This is a genomic window from Alicyclobacillus acidiphilus NBRC 100859 (assembly GCF_001544355.1).
Lineage (GTDB): Bacteria > Bacillota > Bacilli > Alicyclobacillales > Alicyclobacillaceae > Alicyclobacillus > Alicyclobacillus acidiphilus.
The window spans coordinates 1-16,971 of record NZ_BCQI01000029.1; the positions used below are offsets into that span (position 1 = coordinate 1).

The window sequence follows — 16,971 nt, forward strand, 5'->3', positions numbered from 1 at the left end:
ATACGATTCTTAAGAATACTGATATGCTTATTACTAAATGATACGCCTCATGTGTTGACGTAGAGTTAGTTCATTGTTCACTCGACCGGTCGGAAGAATTGTTGGAAGATAAAACCTAAGCTTTTCGTCAATCACAACCGGCGATGGTGATTGGCGAGTATTAGATGAGGTGTCTTTGCGATGAACGTATAAAATCGTATTGTTGGCCCTCCTTCCGCCGCCACTGTCCTTCGAACGATGAGGAGAGAGCGGCAAATTAGAAAGCTTCGCTTGATTGAAGTGAAGATTCGTTAGGTGGTGCAATTTAAACTTTGCGATAACGTCACTAAAAAATGTATCGCTCAGCGGTACTACACATGCTTACCTGAGACTTATAGTTGAATCTGTATTAATGGACAACAATCAAGAGATATTCGGGCATTACTGAGGGGGCGAACGCGTGTATGGGAGAAGGCCGTAACTTCAGAACGATCGCCGTGAGGGGCGCAAGTGTGACTGTAATCGGGCAAGGAGTGAAGTTGCTCCTTAATACCGCGTCGATCGTTGTCTTGGCTAGGATCCTGACACCTGAGGACTATGGGATAGTCGGGATGGCGGCGGTGGTCTTTTCATTCATTTCTCTTCTAAAGGACTTGGGGTTAACGTTTAGTATCGTCCAGTCACCGGATGTGAATGACGAGCAATTGAGTTCGCTCTTTTGGACAAACCTAATTTTTGGCTTCCTTTTGTGTGGATCCGGAATTCTAATTTCACCGTTCCTTGCGAGGCTCTATGGTGAGGCGCGGGTTGCCCAGGCGATGGAGATTTATTCCCTAGACTTCGTCTTATCAGGCCTTATTACGGTTCATCAATCACTTGTAAGGCGAAAAATGCTATTTAAGCGGTTGGTTACTATCGACGTCTCTAGTACGTTCGTTGGCTTGGGTGCAAGCGTTATGTTGGCTCTTCTGGGATGTGGGTATATTTCCCCTATCATAGGGGCTATAGCTACGGACTGTTGCACAGCTGTTATGGTGTGGTTTGTGGCACAATGGCGTCCAAAGGCGATGTTAAGGTGGTCTTCAATGAAGGATTTGATGGGATTTGGAGGGCAGTTGATGGGGTTCAACATTTTGAATTTTTTGTCTCGAAACCTAGACAACTTCTTGGTTGGTAAATACATAGGCCCTACCGCACTCGGATCTTATTCTCGGGCATATAGTCTTTTCCTTCAACCAATTAATCAGATTAATCTGCCCATATCGTACGTTGCTACTCCCGTGCTTAGCAGGCTGAGGGATTCAGAGGACAGTTACCGGCGTGCGTACACACAAATTCTTCAGATTGTTACTCTAGCAGCATTTCCTTTAGTTATTTATTTATATTTTTCTTCGAGTGCTCTTGTGTCGCTATTTCTCGGGGACAAATGGATAACTGTAACGCCTATACTGCGGTTCTTGTCAATCGTTGGTTTGGTACAGCCAATTTCGAACACCACGGGGTGGCTGTTTGTGAGTCAAGGTAGAGCAAAGGATCAGCTGATTTGGGGAGTAATAGACAGTGTCCTTACAATAGCTGCTTTTATCGCCGGTCTTCCTTGGGGCGTTGAAGGTGTGGCAGCGTTCTATTCTATTACTGGCGTAGTTATCAGGACTCCAATTCTCATTTGGATAGTTGGTCGCAAAGGCCCGGTGCGGAGCCATGACTTGGTGAAGACTAGCCTTCCAGCTCTAGGTATAGGCGCGGTCCTGGTCGCGGAACTTAGCATCTGCGAATATGCACTTCGGTTGCCAAGTCCCTTGGTCGTAGCAGTGGTTAATCTATTAATTGTCCTAATGACAAGTCTTGGACTAGTCTTTCTGAAGAAACAAGGGAGAGATGGCATTCGAAGATTTGTTAAAGAAGTGAGTAAAGCGATGGGGTGACCAGTGACAGAGCTGCTAATGCAGCAATAGCGGTCGGGAGCATAGGTTTTGCATTTACTACACGAATGGTGTACACGACATTGCGTTTGCTACAGTTGGCACACCTTTTCTTCCAAGCGGAGAGGCGAATCCTAAAGCACCGAACCTAGAATACAGGAGCAAGGCAACGATACGCCTCGAAGGTAACCTGACGGGGCGAAGAAGAGTGCCTGCCTATAGTCTCATATACGACCGCACTGGTCAGATGACTTTTACGGCTCGCTCGGCACCGTAATTCGCACGGGCAAGTATACACCAATTGACGCGACACCGCATTCCATCTGAATTCACTTCTTCATAAATTTTCACTGTATAAAAAATCCTAGCATAGAAGTGATTATGAATTATAGAACATGAAGGCAGCTCTATGTGCTATCATAAGTGTATGTCATAGGCTAGGCGAGCATTGGTCTGAGCGTGGGCTTCAACTCGATATAGGCCGGTTTCGGGGTTAGAGGGGGCGGGTCGTTTGATAGTAACGGTTGTTGGTACGGGCTATGTAGGTTTAGTCACCGGTCTGGCTTTTGCGAAGCTAGGGCACGAAGTCATTTGCATCGATAAGGAAGAATCAAAGATTGATGCGTTAAAAAGAGCACAGGCTCCGATTTTTGAGCCGGGACTTGAAGAACTGTTGAAGGAGCAGACAACCAACGGGAATATTCGGTTTGCGACTTCGATGTCTGTCCCTTGGTCATCGGATATCGCATTCATTGCGGTAGGTACCCCATCCCTGTCCACTGGCGAAGCAGATCTCACGGCGGTATTTGAAGTCGTAGACGAACTGGCGCAAATGCTCCAACGGAACAGCATAATTGGCACGAAAAGCACGGTTCCAGTCGGAACAGCTCATAAAATAAGAATGCGTCTAGCCCTCCTAGGTAGGCAGGATATCTCAGTGGTGTCAGTGCCCGAATTTCTTCGCGAAGGAAGCGCGATTCACGATACGTTCCATCCTAGTAGGCTGGTATTTGGCGTCCGTGACCAAAGAAGTGAACAGGTACTCCGTGAACTGCATGCGGGATTGGACGCGCCTATAGTCGTCACCGAGAATGAGACAGCAGAGATGATTAAATATGCATCGAACGCGTTCCTGGCCACAAAAATCTCCTTTATCAATGAAATTGCAAATATTTGCGATAGAGTTGGTGCGGATGTTGCAACGGTGTCAAGGGCCATGGGATTGGATCCGCGCATTGGCTCATCGTTCTTGAGGGCTGGACTGGGGTACGGCGGATCATGCTTTCCCAAGGACACCAAGGCTCTGGTCAATATTGCTGGACAAGCCGACTATGATTTCCTTCTTCTCAAAGCAGTTGTTGAAGTCAATCAATTGCAACGACTTCGACCGTTGTCCAAATTGCGCGAGTGGTTAGGGGAACTCCGAGGCAAGACGGTTACGCTTCTAGGAACCGCATTTAAGCCAGGAACTGACGACGTTCGTGAGTCACCTGCGCTTGATCTCGCGCAAGTGCTAGAGGCTGACGGCGTGATCGTACGCTTTTGCGACCCTGTTGTACGCAGTTTGGAAGGTGTGTTCGGCGACCCAATCGATGTCATTGCGGATGCTTACGAAGCACTAACCGATGCGGACGCAGCGGTCCTAGTAACTGAATGGAACGAGTTCATTGAATTGGACTGGGCGCACGTTGCCGACATTATGGCGTCGCCATATATATTTGACGGACGGAACGTGCTTGATCCGAGAAAAATGCGGACATGCGGGATTGTTCTGTCTAACATTGGGATGTCTGCCGCTTCACAAAACTTGACGGGGGCAAATCAATTGTAAATTCCTCAGTTTTCTTCAGCCCCTGTTGTGTTCGTCAATCGAAAGCTTGACCGGGGCGCTAACGGAATTGTTGACAAAGAGATTGGAATGGGATGAATCAAGAGCTAGAGTTCCCCCTCAATGAATTCTTCAGTCAGATAAAGTTATCAGCCGCCAGTACATCTAGAGATTTCGAGGTGTCGGAACTTAAGAAGGATCTCACACTGTTGGATGAATTCGAAGCGGTGCCGGGAGTACATCTCTTCACACAACACGGAGTCATGAAGTACGTAGGCAGGGCATTGTCATCGGGACTGAAGAGCCGAATTAAGGACCGGATAAAGAATCGCACTTCGAGTCCAAATGGATGGCATATATTCATTCAAGATGAGCAAGTCATGTGTAAATTAATAATTTTTCCAAGGTCAGATTGGTTCTTCGCTGTAGCCCTGGAGGTACTTCTAATTTCAAAATTCAATCCGAGATTTAATCGCAGAGTTGGGTAACCGCCGTCCTTCGGTGTTACTGACGTAACGTAGTGTCCGGAAACTGACCGCTTAAGTTGACCACGAATCGACGGATTCAGTGTCCAAGAGTTTTTACAGGAATAGGAAGGAGCTTGGCCAGCCCTTCCCAAAGTGTTTCTATAGGTCGACCCTAACCGCGTATCGTCGGTTTCTAAGAGGCCTCACAGCGATTTCCACCAACTTAAATATGCCAACCGCGGTAAGCAACCGACCATCAGACAGTGCCTCTACGCTTCATAACACACACGACAAACTCTTTTCCCACCCCACCTGTGCCGAAATACCCAATCAGCAACACAAAAAGACTATTGATCGAGCTTCAATTGCCTGATACCTTAAATGCAAACGATTACGCAAACGTTTGCGCCATCGTTTGCGTAATCGTTTGCTCGGCATTTGCTTATCGTTTGGGATGTGATGAAGTGAGCACAATCAAAGATGTTGCAAGGGTTGCTGGAGTCTCAACGACGACGGTGTCCCACGTGTTGAATCGAACCCGGTTTGTTTCGCCGGAGACGGTGGAGAAGGTCATGCAGGCTGTTGAGGCGCTGCAGTTCAACTTGAATACGGTTGCAAGAAATCTTCGCGCTTCCAAGACAAAGATGATAGGTGTTCTGATTCCGGACTTGTATGGATCGTTTTTTACCGACTTGATTCGGGCCATTGAGCGGGAGCTTGAGGCAAATGGATACAAATTTTTTCTGTTTCACTCGGATCGAAAGGCGGAGCGAGAGGCCGACTTTATTCGTCAGTTGGTGGGTTATAAAGTCGACGGGCTGATTGTCGCGGTGACGGATCCGGTGGAGAATGGCTCCTTATACGAATGGATTCAATCGCAGGACATACCTATCGTCTTTGTGGATCGGGCGCCGCCGGAAGGCATCTCTGGTCCGACTGTGACAACCAATAACTTTGACGCGGCGTTGTCGGCGGTACAGCATCTCTTTGCATCTTACCGAGAAGTACCGATGATCACGCAATCGCCGGCGCCTACGCCAATTTTGGAACGTGAAGCGGCGTATCACGAGGCTTGCAAACTGTTTGGTAAGAGCCCGCGAGTGTACACGATGGATGGCTGGGGTTCGGACGTTGGGTATCGGCAAATGGAGAAGATTCTCGCGGACCGTGGTTCTGACCCTGTTGGCGTCTTCTGCGTGACGAACTCGGTGACTCGTGGGGCGTTTCAGAGCTTGAAGGAAAACGGGATCGCCATTCCGGACGAGGTTGGTCTGGTGGGATTCGACGATGCTTCCTGGACGACGCTTGTGACGCCGGAGGTAACGGTCGTGCGGACTCAGCCGATGGAGATGGGGATTCGCGCGGTGCGGCGCTTGATGGCTCGGCTGAGTGAAGAGGACGCGTCCGAATCGGTTCATGACTTGATTGATGCGGAGCTGATTATTCGACATTCGTCCATACGGCAAAGGGAGACGGCACAATGATTCGGGTTCTTGGGGCAAATCCAGCGATGGATCGAACACATATCATTCAAGCTTTGCATCTTGGGGAAGTGAATCGCGTCGATTCGACGAGGGCGTTTGCGGGTGGAAAAGGACTTGATGTGGCGAGAACGGTCCGTCGCCTTGGGATACCGGTTGCGGCGTACGGCTTTCTTGGCGGCGAGATTGGCGATGCCGTGCGAAGTGCGTGCAGGGCGGCTGGGGTGGAAGATCGGCACACTCAAATTTCTGACAATACGAGAGTGTGCAACATCTATCTCGAGCAGGAAACGAAACGGGTGACGGTGGTCAATGAGCAGGGACCGTTCGTCACGGAACAAGAACAAGCGTCGCTTGTTCAGCAACTGCTTTCCGACGTGGAGGATGGAGATTTCGTCGTTTTTTCCGGAAGCGTGCCAACGGGTGTGCCGGATGACTTCTACGCGCGGATGATCCGCAGGTTGGCGACCAAGCGAGTCTACACCATCGTGGACGCGGGCGGGAATTTGTTGAAGGAAGCCGTTGCGGCAAGACCGTGGATGATTAAGCCGAACATCCACGAGTTTAAGCAAGTGTATCCGAACGTGACGGATGAATTGCATTTGCCGGCCGTCATGAAAGACATCGTCGCAAGCGGTATCTCACATGTCGTTGTCACGCTCGGAGAGAAGGGCTGCGTTGCGGCGAGCGCCGACCGCCTGTTTTATGTGCGGGTCCCTTCGGTGGAAGTGGTGAACCCCATTGCGTCTGGAGACACCTTCATAGGCGGATTCCTCGCGAAGTACGTGGAAGCTGGCGATTTTGAACGCTCGGTACGGTTTGCGAGCGCGTGTGCCATGGCGAACGCGATGAACGCCATGCCTGAGCTACCGCAGAACTATGACTTGGATGACCTGACAGAGTCAACCAAGGTGGAGGCGGCTGGATGAAGACCATCGGGATCGACATGGGGACAACCAACACGAAGGCGATCTTGTTCGATCCCTTGCGTGCGACAGTCGTTCAAAAGGTCAGCGCCCCGACCCCGGTGACGGAAGGGCCATGGGGAACGGTTCGGGATGCCGAACAACTCGTTGACCTGGTGAAATCACTGATCCTCGATTTGGGAAAGCTAGCGGATCTATCGGATGTTGTCGGGCTGTCTGTGAGCTCGGTCGGCGAAGAGGTTGTTCTGCTGGACGACAAGCATCGGCCGCTCTGTCCGGTGATTCCGTGGTACGACGCTCGCAGTTGGGGCGAGCGCGACCAGTTCTTTGAGACGTATGGGACCGCGGTGTTTGCCGGTGTGAATCCGGGACCATGGTACACCTTGTTCAAATTGCTGTGGTGGAAACGGCACAGTCCGCAAATCATGCGGCAGGCGCACCGATTCACCGACATTGGAAGCTTTATCCTCGGGACACTCTGCGGGCGATATGTGATGGATTGGTCGCATGCGTCGAGGTCAGGCGCTTTCAATCTCGTCACCAAGTCGTGGAGCGAGGCTGTGATTGAAGCGGCGGGGCTGTCGAATGCGATATTTCCAGAGTTGGTTCCGTCCGGAGCGAATATCGGATCGATGGACGATCACGTGGCCGAAGAGCTTGGACTGCCAAGCGGGGTGCTGATCTACGCTGGCGGACATGATCACTTCTGCGCGGCCTATGCTGGCGGGGTTCGACATCCCGGAGACATTCTGGTATCCGCGGGAACGTCGGAAGCGTGTTTTGTGTTGCTCGATAGGCCAATCCAGGACGTCAGCTGTCGTTTTCCGGCTGAACAAGGGTGCTTTGTGGATGACGAATTGTATTACCTGATGATCTCCATACCTTCGGGGCACCACTTTCAGCAGTGGAAGAAGTTGATGTACGGGGATTCAGACGACGATGTGATTTATCGCGAAATGTCCCGTGTACCGCCGGGGAGTGAAGGGCATCGGTTCGCATTGGCGGATGATCTGACAACCTGGACACTGACGGGAACAGACCGGTTCGTGAATCGGGGTGTTCTCATGAGGGCCATTCACGAGGGATTGGCGGAGACATCGAAAGAGATTGTCGATGTCCTCTCTGCTCTATCGAATCAGGAAGGTCAGCTCTATGTCACCGGTAAACCTGCTTCGAAAGAGTTTTGGCGGAAGCTGCGGGCTGATGTTTACGATAGAGAATTTCAGATCATTCGCGAGGTTGAATCGGCAGCGCTGGGTGTTGCCATGATGGCGAGCCGCGCTTGCGAAGAAGAGACTTCGAGGACCGGTCGGATTGGATGAAGCTGCTGGACAAAGTTATCGATGGAGGGGATTCGACATGACGCTGTTTCGTGAATTGCTGGAAGACGCTAGACAAAACCATTACGCGATACCTGCCATCAACGTGCAAAGCGCGGAGACGATGGATGCGGTGTTTTCAGCCGCCGAGGCGAGCAAGTCGCCAGTGATTGTCGCCTTGGCCCATTCTCACGCGGGCTACACATACAACTATACGCATATTTCCACAATCGCGGCTCTTTTTGAAGATGCTAGAAAGCGCTATCACGCGACAGCGTGTTTGCATGTGGATCACGGTCGGACCTTCGAATTCATTCGGCAGGCTGTAAATCTGGGGTTTGATTCCGTGATGATCGACGCGTCTGAACATCCATACCAGAAGAACGTCGAGATCGTGCGGGAGGTCGTAGCGTACGCCCACGAACGCGGTGCATCGGTTGAGGCGGAACTTGGCCATGTGGGAAAAGGGGAGTCGTTTGATTCGCAGGAGGCCGTGGAGAATGCGTTCACAAATCCCGATGACGCGAAATCCTTCTTCGAAGATACCGGGATTGACGCCCTGGCCGTCGCGTTTGGAACGAAGCACGGCGTGTATAAGCACACACCGAAGCTGGATCTCGACAGGTTGAGCCATATTCGCGAGATCGTCGGGATCCCACTTGTCATGCACGGCACATCCGGATTGTCGGACGCTGACATCCAACGCGCGATTGCGTCGGGGATTGCGAAAGTCAACGTCTTCACGGAGTTGGCAGAGGCAGCGAAGCAAGCGTTTCTGAAGGCGGTGGAGAACCCGAAGACGAGGTTCCCTGACGCCATGGTCGCCGCTCGGGAAGCGTTTCAGAAACGCGTCGAGCACTACATGCGCGTCTGTGGATCGGCAGGGCGTGCGTAGCGGCGACGGTGGTCAGGAATCCAGCATAGAAGGGAATGAAGAACGATGCGTGGGGATCAACCGCTTTTGCAAGTGTCACACGTGAGAAAGCATTACGGTGCGATTCAGGCTTTGCGCGATATCAACTTCGACGTCTACCCCGGAGAAGTGGTCGGACTGGTTGGCGACAACGGGGCGGGAAAATCGACGACCATCCGCATCCTGTCCGGTGTGGAAGTGCCAGATGGTGGCGACGTCATTTTTGAAGGATCCAAAGTGTCTTTGAAGGGTCCGCTGGATGCACAGATGCTGGGGGTTGAAACTGTGTACCAGGATCTGGCGCTGGCTTTGCACCTGGATGTCGCCTCCAATCTCTTTCTCGGCCGAGAGGAACTGCAGCGTGGGTGGCGGGGGAGATTCGGATTTTTGAACAGGAAAGAGATGATGCGCCAGGCGGAGGAGATTCTTGTTCAGATGAACGTCCAAATTAAGGACATCCGACAAAAGGTCGGGGAGTTGTCTGGAGGGCAGCGGCAGTCCATCGCGATCGCCCGCGCCACGTCCCGCGGCGCCAAGCTGATTCTCCTCGACGAACCGACTGCGGCGCTCGGCGTACAAGAGTCTGCCAAGGTTCTCGAGTTGATCAAGAAGCTTCGGAGCCAAGGTGTCGCGGTGATTCTGATCAGCCACACGATGCCGCACGTCCTCGAAGTGACAGATAGGATTGTGGTTCTGAGAAGAGGTCAAGTCGGCGGGATTTTGACGACCAAGGACACGACCCTGGAGGAAGTTGTCCAATACATCACAGGCGCCAAATCGCAACATTCAGAGAAAGAGGGTGTGTTGGCATGAGCAACCCAATGCCGACTGCTACGACGCTGAACTCCACGAAACATCAGCGTATCAACATCATGGAAAAACTTGGCGATTACTGGACGCTGTGTGTGCTCGTGGTCATCATTCTGGTTTTTGGTATTCTGGCCCCCAGCTTCTTCTCGGCGTTTAACTTTTTGAGCACGACCACATCCGCCACGGAGATCCTGCTGCTCGCGATTGGCGAGACGTTCGTCATCATCACGTCTGGGATCGATCTCTCCGTCGGCGCGGTGCTCGGGCTTTCCGGGATCACGGCAGGCATGGCGATGCAGGCTCTCGGAAACGACGCTTTGTCGCTGATTGTGGGCATCCTGGTCGGATTGCTGACGGGGCTGATTTTTGGGCTCGTGAATGGGTTTGTGGTTGCCAAAATGAATATCACCCCGTTCATCGCGACACTCGGCACCATGGGCATTGCGAGCGGAATAACGTTCTTGCTGTCCAACGGCGCAGATATTACTGCACTGCCTACTCCGCTGACGAGTTTCGGGAGCGGCAACATCGCCAGTTTCATTTCGTATCCCGTGATCGTAACCGCTTTACTCTGCGTGATCAGCGGAATTGCGCTTGCAAAAAGCAGATTCGGTGTTCACACCTACGCGATCGGAAGCAACCAAGAAGCCGCACGGCGAACCGGTATCAACGTGCCGAGACATATCATCAAAATCTACGGCATTTCCGGCCTGATGGCCGGAGCGTCGGGCATTATTGTGGCGGCTCGATTCGCATCAGCATCGCCGATTTCCGGTCAGAACGACGAACTGAACGCCATCGCCGCAGTGGTCATTGGCGGCGCGAGCCTGTTTGGCGGACGAGGAAACATCCTTGGTACGGTTGTCGGTTCCATCATCATCGCGGTTCTGGCAAGCGGATTGGTCATTGTCAACGTCCAAGCCTACTGGCAAACCGTCGCGGTCGGGATGATCATCATTGCGGCAGTCTTCGTCGAACAGTTGCGCCATCGAAACAAGTAGCCCAATCATCTGGTACCTTCGTGCCTTGAAAGGGGTGATTCGTTTTCCAGCGTTCCGTGCAGCGTAGAGTCTTTCAAGGGGTAGTCATAGGTGAAATCATGAGGAGGTTACAAGAATGACATTGAAGAAGAAGGCTGCAGCGCTCTTGGCAAGTTCCGTTTTGGCGGGGATGGCTCTCGCAGTTCCCGCAGGTTCCGTGTATGCTGCTTCAAAATCGTACACGATCGCGTTGGTGCCAGGCATGACCACCGATCCGTTCTACATTACCATGAACAACGGCGCGCAGGCAGAAGCGAAGAAACTCGGCGTGAAGCTGCTGTTCCAGGGATCGACGGCGATGGTCGCGTCCGAGCAGTTGCCGGTGGTGAACAGCCTGATTGCAAAACACGTCAACGCCTTGCTCGTTGCACCTGCTGACGCCAACGCGTTGACGCCTTCGCTGAAGACGGCCGCCAAACAAGGGATTAAAGTACTGACGGTGGATACGACGACAGCCGATCAAAGTTTCCTCACAGCCGCCGTAACAAGCAACAACTATCAGGGCGGTGAGGCAGCCGCGGACGCTCTGGCCAAAGCGGCGCACGATCACGGCGATGTCGCCATCATCAACTTCGACAAAGGCGTTACGACCGCGGATGAACGAAACGCCGGTTTCATGGCGGAGATGAAAAAGTACCCTGGCATGAAGGTCGTGGCCAACGAGTATTGCAATGATTCCCAAACCACAGCGGACAGCCAGGTCTCGTCGATTCTGCTCGCGCACCCGAATTTGGTCGGCGTATTCGGCACCAACACGTACGCTGCCGCAGGTGCAGCTGAAGCGGTGAAATCGAGCGGCATGTCCAAGAAGGTCAAGGTCATCGCCTATGACGCGGAACCGGAGGAAATTCAAGACATCAAGTCCGGTTTCATCTACGGAACAGTCGCCCAGAATCCATATAAGGAAGGCGAACTTGCTGTCGAGTACGCCTATGAAGCAGTGACAGGAAAGAAAGTGAAAATCCCGAAGTCCACCAAGCTCAATAACCTGGTCATCACACAGCAGAACGTCAACAAGCCTAGCACCAAGCAGTGGATTTATGCGGAGAGTACCCAGAAATAACGCTGCGTAAGTTTGTGATAGAATGGCCGAAACAGCACGGTTGCTCAAAGGGGGACGGCGAATTTGATGTCCACGCGTGAACGGGAAGAGATGAGGCAGCAGGTGATAAGGCTCTTCAATCAGGCCCACATCGTCCTGACGGAGGAAGAGCAGGGCCGGATCGAAATTGCCGACTTCGGGCTTGGCGACTATCAGACGACAGGACTGGGGCTGATTACCTACGTGAACAATGACCTGTACTGCGCAAAGGAGCTGGCTTTGTTGCCGAATCAGACGTGCCCGGAGCACAGACATCCGCCGATTGGCGCGATACCCGGGAAAACCGAGACGTTCCGGTGCCGCTGGGGCAAGGTTTGGCTGTATGTCGAGGGTGAGCCCACCGAGCCGATCCAGGCTCGCATTCCCGACGAAGGCAGGGCGTATTACACGGTGTTTCACGAGATTGAGCTGACGCCCGGGCAACAGTACACGATTCCCCCGAACACGCTGCACTGGTTTCAGGCGGCAGACGACGGCGCGATCGTATCGGAGTTTTCCACGACGAGCAGAGACGAGTTCGACATCTTTACGAATCCGAATGTCGTGCGTGTGCCGTGAAGTGACGGCGGCACAGTACGAAGCTGATACGGCATTGCGAATCCCCGCTGGTGGTCGGTGGGGATTTTTTGTGTGGGGCTTCTGGGTGGCGTGAAGACTGTTTTATCGGGAACCTTCAAATCGAACTGACCATCCTCCAAAATCCGGTCATTGTTTTCTGAAAAAAACAAATAGTACAATCATAAATCATATCCAAGAGCACATGGTCTGGGACAATCGGATGAGCAAGGGGGAGGTTACATGATTCCAGTTCGGGAGTTTGTCGCGGGGTTCGAATACGAAGCAGATGTCTTGGCCGGAGATCTTGGATTGAGTGAGCTTTGTCGAGACGTAATCTTCGTAAGCGACCCGAAGATCTGGCTGCAAAATGTCAATGACGCGATGTACGAACATACGCTCGTGTTTCTGCAAGCTGGTCAATTTCCGGGCTACTCCCCCACATTTGATTTGCTCTTGCGCTTTTTCCACCAGACGGGCGTTGTAGGTGTCCTGTTTCAGGGCGGCAAGCGTTCGGACTTTCCAAGGTCGACGCTCGTACTTGCGGATCAGTTGGAAATACCGCTGATTTGGTTCAAGGATTCGCTCGATTATTCTCTGATCGCGAGACAATTTTATACGACTGTTCTTGAGCAGCGTCAAAGCGCCGAGAAACAATTCGCTGAAGCACGAAGACGATTGGAAAGACAATTTGAGGAATCAACGTCATTATCCGCATGGTTGGATCAGGTTGAGCACGTATTGTTTGTGAAAGCGAAACTAGCGTGGGCGAAGACAGATGCGAACCATCGTCGGAATGAACGATGGCATACATTTGGAGGCGGCAGAACTTTGCAACTTCCGATTCAGGTGTTGGATCGCGTGTTTCTTCTGCAGTTGACCCCAGAGCCGCACTGTTTGCTGTATCGTCCGGATTACGAAACGATGTGGTTGGAAGAGCTCACTGGCGTGCTCACTTCGCAGACGGGATTTTTTCTACTGGTGGAGCTTCCCGGAATTCTTCGGCAGAGTGACTGGGCGTGCTCGTTTGAGAGTGTCGTCTACTATTCGATCTCGCGGTTGCCTATTATGAACGCGAAGGTCTTTGGCGCCCCACGTCAGTCCACCGCACCGACATGGTTGCAAGACGTGCTGGAGACATTGTCCATACGGCGCAGGTTGGAACTGATTGAAACTCCGCCGATTGGCGCGATAAGCATGCTGTGGATATGTGGCGTGGGCGGTACTTCGAATAGAACGGCCACTCAGACTCGTATTTCGGACAGGCCGTACGCCTATCGTCGATTTGCGGATTGCACGTTATACCTTCGCGATCAGGCGTTGGTCCTTTCTCACGATATGCAGTTCGCCTCGGGGAAGGCGTCCACTCTAACCTCTGTTGTCCCTTGGGCGGACTGGCGTGGGAATCAAGGTGTTGCCCTATTCTGGTTTTCCGAAAACGAGGATGTAATGCATCAAATGGAACATCGCATTGGACAGTTGATGGAACAACTTCACTTTCGGATGCAAATTCCTTTGCGTTCCTATTTCGTGACGGAGACCTTTGAAGGCATTCATCGTTCGTACGAAATTCTTGAACGGGTCGTCGAACTGACAGAGCGCTCGTATTTCGATTTTTTGAGCACGTTGTCGCAGTCGAAGATGGTCCAGTTTGCCGACAACCAGAACGATTTGGCCAACCGGATATTGCCGAAACCGGGGGAGGACTCGTCCTATGATCACGCCGTCCGCTTGTTGAAGCGGCTAATCGACGAGACGAATGGAAGTCCCTTGCTGGAAGCTTTGGAGGTCTATTTAGAGTGTGGGGCCAAAATGCAAATGGCCGCGGAGAAGCTGTATTTGCATCGAAACACCCTTCGGTATCGGCTGAAGCGAGTGGAAAAACTGTTGGGCATCAATTTGGAAGACGATCAAACTCGCTTCACTTACCAGTTGGCGATACGGACTTGGCGCCTACGCAATCCGAATATCGTTCTGTAGGTTTTGTGAACTTACTGTACATTCCATGTGAGATATCGGGGCCGTATTGTGCATTGCGCACAAGTTCGGCCCCATTTTTGTTCAAGGCGGCGATACACGCACATTCGGAATCGAATTAAGATAATTCAAACAATAGCAGAGGAGGAAGATTCGGATGACTCAAGCGGAACCCATCAATGAAAAGCTCGATGACTATTCGTTATCGAGAGTTCCGGAATCGGACCGCCGACACTGGTTCGGTATCGCAACCATGCGGTTTGGTCAGATGTCAGCGCTCTCTCAATTCCTGTTGGGCGCGACATTGGGTTTTGGTATGAGTTTTTGGCAGTCGTTTTGGGCCTTGACGCTCGGGGCCGTGATTCTGGAAATCGTTTCGATATTCGTCGGGATCGCGGGGATGAAAGAGGGACTCAGTACCACCATGTTGGTTCGGTGGACTGGTTTTGGCAGGTTTGGTTCCGTCCTCGTCAGCCTGGTCGTCGCAATATCGCTGGTCGGCTGGTTTGGCGTGCAGAATCAGGTCTTCGCAGATGGGCTGAACCAACTGCTCGGCGGGCCCATTTGGGCATGGTCCATTGTTACAGGAATCCTGGTCACCTTGGTCGTCATTTACGGGTTCTTGTCGATGGGGTTTACGGCCTACATTACGGTGCCGCTCTTTATGCTCATTGCCTTCATCTCGATTGGCCGGGCGCTCGGACATTATTCGCTGGGACATCTCGTCTCGATGCACGCGCCGGGCAGCGCTTTGACGCTGGGTGCGGGTGCGAGCATGGTCGCGGGTGGATTTATCACAGGGGCCATCATTTCTCCGGATATGACGCGTTACAACCGTTCAGTTGGCGATGTCATTAAGCAAACCGTGCTCGGGATTACCCTTGGTGAGTATCTCATTGGTCTCATTGGTGTACTTCTTGCACATGCGATGAAATCTTCCAATGTCATCACGATTGTCATGTCGACGAGTGGTGTGGTTGGCACGGTTGTACTCGTGACGGCGACGCTGAAGATTAACGACTGGAACTTGTACTCTTCTTCGCTCGGTATCGTGAACTTATTTGATGTCGTGTTCAAGAAACGCGTCAGTCGCGTCGGTGTCACGATTTTGTTTGGCGCGCTTGGCACGTTGCTCTCCGTCCTCGGTATCCTGAATCAATTTGAAGGTTTCCTTTCGTTACTGGGTGTGGCAGTGCCGCCAGTTGGCGGCATTATGGCTGTCGAATATTTCTGCATACGGCGATATAAAGACGAGCTTTCACAGTCGAGAGAACAAGGCGTCCTGCCGAGTTCGTATGAGTCCTGGAATCCCCTCACGCTGATTTGCTGGATTGGGGCGTTCTTGGTCGGCGAGTTCGTGAAGTGGGGAATTCCGTCCATCAACTCGCTCGTCGTGGCGGCCGTGGCGTACTTCGTATTGAACAAGCTGGTCAATCGGAACCGGACTGTGACATTTGGAAGCGTGAGTACGAAGGAACTCGCGAACTGAATATGACGGGAGACGGGGCCAACTGTCTCCCGGTCATGTTCTAACTTGACGATAGGCGGTGACATGGTGAGAAGACTGATTCACACAAAAGACATCGATCACCTTGCTTTAGGCGCAACAGTTCTTGGTACCGGCGGCGGTGGAGATCCCTACATCGGTGCCCTGATGGCAAAGCAGGCCATTGAGAAATATGGGCCTGTGGAGATGGTTTCGATAGATGAGTTGCACGATGACGATTTGGTGATCCCGTCGGCGATGATGGGAGCACCTACGGTGATGGTTGAGAAAATGCCGAGCGGCGATGAGCCGGTGAAGGCATTTACGCAATTGGAGAAATTCCTCGGTCGCAAGGCTGCAGCGACCGTGTCGATTGAAGCGGGTGGGCTGAATTCGACGATCCCGTTCGTGGTCGCGGCAGAACTTGGCATCCCTATTGTCGACGCAGATGGCATGGGGCGTGCGTTCCCAGAGATTCCGATGACGGCACTGCACTTTGGCGGCATTTCGGCGACGCCGATGATGGTCGCGGATGAAAAGGGGAACACGGTTCTACTGTCTACTGTGAATGGGGCTTGGACGGAGGCGCTGTCGAGAAATGCGACGATTGTCATGGGTGGATCTTCCATGTTGGCGCTTTACGGAGCCAATGCGGATAAGATGGCGTCAAATTTGGTACATGGGACCTTATCGACAGCCATGAAGATTGGTGAACTGCTCGAAGCGAAAGAGGATGCGGCAGTTCGCCTCGCAAACCTCCTCAAATTCACGGATGGTGTGGAAGTGTTTCGCGGCAAGTTGACGGACGTCATGCGTCGGACCGTCGATGGATTCGCCCGTGGTACCGTGACGATCGAAGGGATGGGTGTGGACAGCGGATCGGTCTGCAGACTCGAGTTTCAAAACGAGAATCTCATCGCGATGCGCGATGGGGAGCCCGTTGCGACGGTGCCAGATTTGATTACGGTTTTAGATCAAGAGACGATTCACCCCATTACGACGGAAGAGCTGCGCTACGGCCAACGCGTGATTGTCATCACGATGCCTTGCGCACCCGTATGGCACCGGCCCGAGTGCTTGGAGCTGGTCGGGCCGAGGTACTTCGGATACGATTTCGACTTTAAACCGCTTCGGCCACTGACAACACAGAACGCGTAAGTGACTGA

The 16,971-nt window shown here is 52.4% G+C and carries 13 protein-coding genes; all 13 read left to right on the forward strand.

The window, feature by feature from the left end:
• Positions 1-443: 443 nt before the first annotated feature.
• Positions 444-1,904 carry a lipopolysaccharide biosynthesis protein gene (locus AAC01S_RS11315; protein WP_067622172.1) on the forward strand — a complete coding sequence of 487 codons (1,461 nt, stop codon included), beginning with the start codon at positions 444-446 and terminating at the stop codon, positions 1,902-1,904.
• 508 nt (positions 1,905-2,412) lie between these two features.
• Positions 2,413-3,732, forward strand: coding sequence for a UDP-glucose dehydrogenase family protein (locus tag AAC01S_RS11320; protein ID WP_067622175.1), 1,320 nt, complete (start codon positions 2,413-2,415; stop codon positions 3,730-3,732).
• 928 nt (positions 3,733-4,660) lie between these two features.
• Positions 4,661-5,680: a LacI family DNA-binding transcriptional regulator gene (locus AAC01S_RS11330; protein ID WP_067622180.1), complete on the forward strand. Its 1,020-nt coding sequence runs from the start codon at positions 4,661-4,663 to the stop codon at positions 5,678-5,680.
• The gene (locus AAC01S_RS11335) at positions 5,677-6,606 is read left to right on the forward strand and encodes a 1-phosphofructokinase family hexose kinase (RefSeq protein WP_067622183.1); all 930 of its coding nucleotides are present in this window, start codon (positions 5,677-5,679) and stop codon (positions 6,604-6,606) included. The genes AAC01S_RS11330 and AAC01S_RS11335 overlap by 4 nt, the downstream gene beginning before the upstream one ends.
• Positions 6,603-7,925, forward strand: coding sequence for an FGGY-family carbohydrate kinase (locus AAC01S_RS11340; protein WP_067622185.1), 1,323 nt, complete (start codon positions 6,603-6,605; stop codon positions 7,923-7,925). Before AAC01S_RS11335 ends, AAC01S_RS11340 begins: the two co-directional genes overlap by 4 nt.
• A gap of 37 nt (positions 7,926-7,962) precedes the next feature.
• Positions 7,963-8,817, forward strand: a complete 855-nt coding sequence (locus AAC01S_RS11345; RefSeq protein WP_067622188.1) for a class II fructose-bisphosphate aldolase — start codon at positions 7,963-7,965, stop codon at positions 8,815-8,817.
• Positions 8,818-8,862: 45 nt separating this feature from the next.
• Positions 8,863-9,648 carry an ATP-binding cassette domain-containing protein gene (locus AAC01S_RS11350; RefSeq protein ID WP_067622190.1) on the forward strand — a complete coding sequence of 262 codons (786 nt, stop codon included), beginning with the start codon at positions 8,863-8,865 and terminating at the stop codon, positions 9,646-9,648.
• The gene (locus AAC01S_RS11355; RefSeq protein WP_245630191.1) at positions 9,645-10,646 is read left to right on the forward strand and encodes an ABC transporter permease; all 1,002 of its coding nucleotides are present in this window, start codon (positions 9,645-9,647) and stop codon (positions 10,644-10,646) included. The genes AAC01S_RS11350 and AAC01S_RS11355 overlap by 4 nt, the downstream gene beginning before the upstream one ends.
• Positions 10,647-10,761: 115 nt before the next feature.
• Positions 10,762-11,748 (forward strand): ABC transporter substrate-binding protein, encoded by a 987-nt coding sequence (locus AAC01S_RS11360; protein WP_067622192.1) that lies wholly within the window; start codon positions 10,762-10,764, stop codon positions 11,746-11,748.
• 66 nt (positions 11,749-11,814) lie between these two features.
• Positions 11,815-12,345 (forward strand): D-lyxose/D-mannose family sugar isomerase, encoded by a 531-nt coding sequence (locus AAC01S_RS11365; protein WP_067622241.1) that lies wholly within the window; start codon positions 11,815-11,817, stop codon positions 12,343-12,345.
• 240 nt (positions 12,346-12,585) lie between these two features.
• Positions 12,586-14,322: a PucR family transcriptional regulator gene (locus tag AAC01S_RS11370; RefSeq protein ID WP_067622194.1), complete on the forward strand. Its 1,737-nt coding sequence runs from the start codon at positions 12,586-12,588 to the stop codon at positions 14,320-14,322.
• Between the two features lie 154 nt (positions 14,323-14,476).
• The gene (locus tag AAC01S_RS11375; RefSeq protein WP_067622197.1) at positions 14,477-15,808 is read left to right on the forward strand and encodes a purine-cytosine permease family protein; all 1,332 of its coding nucleotides are present in this window, start codon (positions 14,477-14,479) and stop codon (positions 15,806-15,808) included.
• A gap of 66 nt (positions 15,809-15,874) precedes the next feature.
• Positions 15,875-16,963, forward strand: a complete 1,089-nt coding sequence (locus tag AAC01S_RS11380) for an S-methyl thiohydantoin desulfurase family protein (RefSeq protein WP_245630192.1) — start codon at positions 15,875-15,877, stop codon at positions 16,961-16,963.
• Positions 16,964-16,971: the final 8 nt, after the last annotated feature.

What these genes read in the sequence shown, in the direction of transcription:
- AAC01S_RS11375 (WP_067622197.1), top strand. Translation starts at nt 14,477, where the DNA reads ATGACTCAAGCGGAACCCATCAATGAAAAGCTCGATGACTATTCGTTA.
- AAC01S_RS11335 (WP_067622183.1), top strand. Translation starts at nt 5,677, where the DNA reads ATGATTCGGGTTCTTGGGGCAAATCCAGCGATGGATCGAACACATATC.
- AAC01S_RS11345 (WP_067622188.1), top strand. Translation starts at nt 7,963, where the DNA reads ATGACGCTGTTTCGTGAATTGCTGGAAGACGCTAGACAAAACCATTAC.
- AAC01S_RS11340 (WP_067622185.1), top strand. Translation starts at nt 6,603, where the DNA reads ATGAAGACCATCGGGATCGACATGGGGACAACCAACACGAAGGCGATC.
- AAC01S_RS11350 (WP_067622190.1), top strand. Translation starts at nt 8,863, where the DNA reads ATGCGTGGGGATCAACCGCTTTTGCAAGTGTCACACGTGAGAAAGCAT.
- AAC01S_RS11360 (WP_067622192.1), top strand. Translation starts at nt 10,762, where the DNA reads ATGACATTGAAGAAGAAGGCTGCAGCGCTCTTGGCAAGTTCCGTTTTG.
- AAC01S_RS11315 (WP_067622172.1), top strand. Translation starts at nt 444, where the DNA reads ATGGGAGAAGGCCGTAACTTCAGAACGATCGCCGTGAGGGGCGCAAGT.
- AAC01S_RS11365 (WP_067622241.1), top strand. Translation starts at nt 11,815, where the DNA reads ATGTCCACGCGTGAACGGGAAGAGATGAGGCAGCAGGTGATAAGGCTC.
- AAC01S_RS11370 (WP_067622194.1), top strand. Translation starts at nt 12,586, where the DNA reads ATGATTCCAGTTCGGGAGTTTGTCGCGGGGTTCGAATACGAAGCAGAT.
- AAC01S_RS11355 (WP_245630191.1), top strand. Translation starts at nt 9,645, where the DNA reads ATGAGCAACCCAATGCCGACTGCTACGACGCTGAACTCCACGAAACAT.